The organism is Amphibacillus sp. MSJ-3 (genome assembly GCF_018919165.1).
Taxonomy (GTDB): Bacteria; Bacillota; Bacilli; order Bacillales; family Amphibacillaceae; genus Amphibacillus.
Genome location: NZ_JAHLQM010000059.1, coordinates 1 through 4,746 on the forward strand (window position 1 = coordinate 1; position 4,746 = coordinate 4,746).

The window sequence follows — 4,746 nt, forward strand, 5'->3', positions numbered from 1 at the left end:
TTATAATGAAGAACGATACCAAGAGAGATTAAACAGCCTAGCACCGTTAGAATATCGGCACCAGGCTGCGGCATAAATCTTTTGTTTTTTTCACTGTCTACTTGACAGGGTGCAGTTCAGTTAGTTGGGGTGCTTTTTCTTATTTATTGATTGTATCTAGCCATGCCTTAGCCATCAGTTGATCACCTGTACTACTCATATGTACACCATCAATTGTAAGCGGTAATGGTTTTGTAGAATTTAAGTAATCAAGAAAGACTTGATGTGTTGGAACAAGGGTTAATTGATATTTCTCAGCTAGTTTATTTACAATTTCAACATAATCCTTTAAGATCTGATTCCCTTTAGATTGAGGATCTTCTTCGATTACCGTTGGCTCCATTAAAATAATCTCAGCATCTGTTTCAGCTTGTGTCTTCTCAATTAAATGCGTATATAAATGTTCAAATTTATCAGGATAAACTTGTTCAACATCTGATTGATCAATCTGCCGCCAAACCTCATTGATCCCAACTGAAATAGAAAGAACATCGGGATTAATTTCTATAGCATCTTCTTGCCAACGCGCTACAAGGTCCGTCACCCGGTCACCACCTATCCCACGATTAATAATCTCTGGAAATTGATTTGGCTCATGGATTGCCAAGGTATCACGTATAATTCGGACATAATTCTCACCAATATTCGCCGGATCCTCAAAACGCCCCCATTCCGTAATACTATCACCAATAAATAGGATTCTTTTATTTTTCAATCTTCTTCCCCCTCATAAAAACAATTTGAATAATTCCATTATGCCACACAAGCAATGAAACCGCATTAATTTAATATATGGTTAGTAACTTTTCACAAGATCAAAACCACAACCATCCATAGAGTAAGATAAAAGGACCTGCGATCTTCCGTTTAAACTAGACGATCGCAGGCAAGCAACAATATTTATCTAATTTGAGCTTTTGGTAAATTTCTGATAGATAACTTTAATTAATTCCATCATAAAGATTGCCACAATTGCTAAACCCGTAGCAATTCCCCATTGAGCAAGAGTGAAACTATTTGGAATAGAAAAGATGGTTCGCAAACCTGGTAAGGTTGTTAAAGCATATAATCCAAGGCAAACCGTAACAGCTGCTAAGACATATTTGTTAGTTGTAAAACCAACAGAAAAGATCGTTTGTTGATTTGAACGTGCTGTAAAGGTTTGGAGCGTTCTCGACAAAATCAAGGTTGTAAAGGCCATTGCTATCCCGGTTTCAACACTATATTGTAAACCAATTAGATGAGCGACGATCACCGCTATCCCTATAATTGAACCTCGTGTCAGCACAGAACGCAAGGTTTCACCTGCAAAGATACCTTCATCAATTGAGCGTGGTTTCCGATTCATAACCCCTGGCTCTGATTTCTCCATTCCAAGCGCAATTGCTGGTAACGAATCATTAACTAAATTAATGAACAGTAGCTGTAAGGCTGTAAAAGGATTGGGTAAACCAAGAGCAACAGCAAATAAAATCGCAATAATCGCACCTAAATTCCCACTAAATAAATAGGCAATTGCCTTTTTTATATTATCAAAAACAGTTCGTCCTACTTCTACCGCATTAACAATTGACACAAAATTATCATCCGTTAAAATCATCGCTGAAGCATCCTTACTGACGTCTGTTCCACTTCCCATTGCAATACCAATATCCGCTTGTTTCAATGCCGGTGCATCATTGACACCATCACCAGTCATCGCTGAAATTTGACCTTTATCTTGCCATGCCTTCACAATCCGAATTTTATTTTCAGGTGAAACACGGGCATAAACAGAAATATGCTCAAGCTTATTCGTAAGCTCCTCATCACTCATAGCATCAAGTTCCTGACCCGTAACCGCAATGTCACCTTCTGTCATTAAACCAATATCACGACCAATCGCTTCTGCTGTTGTCTTATGATCACCAGTGATCATCACTGTTTTTATGCCGGCCGCTTTCGTTTCCTCTATTGCACTATAGACAGCTTCTCGCGGTGGATCGATCATCGCTAATAATCCAACTAAAACTAAATCAACCTCGTCGTCAAAGCTTAGCTTTTCCTTGGTTCCTGTAAACTTCTTATAGCCAAAAGCGAGGACACGAAGAGCCTGTTTAGAAAACTCCTCATTTTGAGCAATTAACTGATCATGCCATTTTTGATCCAAGAGTACTTCTTGACCATTGACCAAAATATATTTAGCACGGCTAAACATAACATCAGGACCGCCTTTAGTTAACATCATTCGCTCACCATCAAGATCATTTAAGGTCGACATCAGTTTCCGATCAGAATCAAAGGGTAATTCATCAATCCGTTTATTCTTCTCTCGAATCTCCTGATCACTTCTACCATGCTTATTTGAATAATTGATCAAGGCTACTTCAGTTGGATCACCAACTTCTGTGCCATTCGCATTAATATAACTATCATTACATAATACTGATATATCAATTAAATATTTTTCTTCACGGAACCATTCTGACAAGTCTTGGCCAATCTTTTGTTCACTTTGACCAGGAACAAAATAATCAACGATCGTCATTTTATTTTGTGTTAAGGTTCCCGTTTTATCTGTACAAATAACACTAGTTGAGCCTAGGGTTTCCACAGCTGGTAACTTTCGAATAATCGCATGACGTTTAGCCATTTTATTTGTTCCAACAGAAAGAACAATCGTAACAATTGATTGCAAGGCTTCTGGTATAGCAGCTACCGCTACAGCGACCGCAAACATTAACGCTTGTAATAATTCAGTTGTTAGATCAACAGTTTGTCCACCAAACCAAATTCTTATCGCTTGAACAATAAAAATCCCGATCGACAACAGCAAAATCCAAACACCTAATTTTTTACTAAATACATCAAGCTTTCTCTGAAGTGGTGTCTGCTTTTGTTCAGCAGTGTTTAGCAGATTAGCAATTTTACCAATCTCTGTTTTCGTTCCTGTTTCAGTTACAACAAAAGTGGCACGTCCATTCGTGACAAGTGAACTACTAAATACGAGATTTGTTCGATCACCTAGAGCAACTTCTTCACTGATGACAGCTTCCGTTTTATCAACGACCTCAGACTCACCAGTTAGCATCCCTTCATTTACTTGAAGTGAGCCACTTTCTATAATACGACCATCTGCTGGAATATAATCACCCGCTTCAAGGAAAACAATATCCCCACGAACGAGTTCACGAGCAGGAATCGTTTGTTTCTCCCCTTGTCGAATCACCTTAGCAGAAGGAGCAGACATTTGTTTTAAAGCATCAAGAGAACTTTCTGCTTTTTTTGTTTGAACAACACTAATCACAGCATTCATAATAAGGACAATCAAAATAACGACTGTTTCAATATATTCACCTAATAAAAATTGAACAATCGCAGCAACTAATAAAATGATGACCATTGCGTCTTTAAAAGACTCCATGAACAGCATCCAAGTTGAGGCTTTTTCACCTTCTTCAATTTCATTAAAGCCCTCCGCCTCTTGCCTATGAGCAACTTCTTCCTTTGCTAAACCAGATTGATCAACTTTTAATTGTCGTAATACGGCTTCTTTTTCTTGTTGATAATAGTTCATCTTAACGCCATCTCCTAACTTCTATTATTATAGCCATCTAGATAAGTTTCCACTCAATTACTGTTACATTAAGGACAAAAAAGACCTTTACCGATCATCTTCTATATGAGTACAGAAAGTGATCGGTAAAGGTCTTGCTAGCAATGTCAGTTAACATTACCAATAATGCCGGAGACAAATTTCCTCGTAATGACGACACTATTGCTGGAGCTACTCCCCTTATACCATTTTAAGTTTATGACTTATTAAGCGAAAAGTCAACTTATATATTTATTACAAAAGTTACTTTCCGCAGATCTATTTGAATGACTTGCCTTTTACCAAAAGTTACGCTTTTACATCAATAGATCCACCAAGATAGGGCTGTACAGATTGTTGCAGCATTTTTATCATTTGCTCTGATTGTATTTCAGCTTGATCGATTGTTTTTTTCATTACACTAATTGAAGCTTGCTGTTTCAATTGTGATTGATTCATCAAAATTGATAATTTACTTATATCCATATTAACCACCTCTTTCTTCAGTTTAACATAGGGATCTAGTCGTGGAAAGAAATTTAAATTTCAATGATCAGGAAAAAAGTTTTTCTAATGTATTAATTGCTGGCAAAAAAAGACCAGATTTCATTAATGTGAATCTTCAGTGAGCGGGAAGCCTTTATCCCCTACCGCGAGTTAGGTGAACAAAACAAGATTTTATTTCCTATCCCTCCACTTATCATCCTCACATGATTGAGGGGAGCATACCGTCAGTTAATCTGTGTTAAATAAAGATTTAATACTGCATTTAACCGTTTAATTCTAGTTTCTCTAATCATACTTTTATCATTCAGACGATTCTCCAGCTATTTATCCAAAACAGATGCTTCTTTATACGTTGTGTGAAGATATAATATATGCTATTTTAAATTTAACGGATTTTCGAAAGAAGTCTCCCATCCTCAAGGAATGAGAAGGGCGATAGCCCAATGAGTAAGTGGGAGATGAATTTCGGTTGGCTTTAGCCAAAGCTTGTGATACAATCAGTCTTAACTGGATAAAGGACTGATATACCAATGAAATTAGATAACAATAATCATTCAGTGTTCTTATTGCACTATCATCTTGTGCTGGTTGTAAAATATCGCAGACAAGTATTTGATAATGAAATA

The 4,746-nt window shown here is 37.1% G+C and carries 4 protein-coding genes; 1 reads left to right on the forward strand and 3 read right to left on the reverse strand.

Annotation, left to right across the window (positions count from 1 at the left end; genetic code table 11):
• Positions 1–139: 139 nt before the first annotated feature.
• From KQI76_RS11480 to KQI76_RS11490, 3 genes are all read right to left on the reverse strand, one after another.
• Positions 140–754 carry an SGNH/GDSL hydrolase family protein gene (locus KQI76_RS11480; protein WP_216400424.1) on the reverse strand — a complete coding sequence of 205 codons (615 nt, stop codon included), beginning with the start codon at positions 752–754 and terminating at the stop codon, positions 140–142.
• 189 nt (positions 755–943) lie between these two features.
• The gene (locus KQI76_RS11485) at positions 944–3,595 is read right to left on the reverse strand and encodes a cation-translocating P-type ATPase (RefSeq protein WP_216400425.1); all 2,652 of its coding nucleotides are present in this window, start codon (positions 3,593–3,595) and stop codon (positions 944–946) included.
• A gap of 327 nt (positions 3,596–3,922) precedes the next feature.
• Positions 3,923–4,099, reverse strand: coding sequence for a YjfB family protein (locus KQI76_RS11490; protein ID WP_216400426.1), 177 nt, complete (start codon positions 4,097–4,099; stop codon positions 3,923–3,925).
• A gap of 551 nt (positions 4,100–4,650) precedes the next feature.
• Here KQI76_RS11490 and KQI76_RS11495 point away from each other — a divergent pair.
• Positions 4,651–4,746, forward strand: a 96-nt coding sequence (locus tag KQI76_RS11495; RefSeq protein ID WP_216399526.1) for a transposase, incomplete at its 3' end; no start/stop codon positions are given.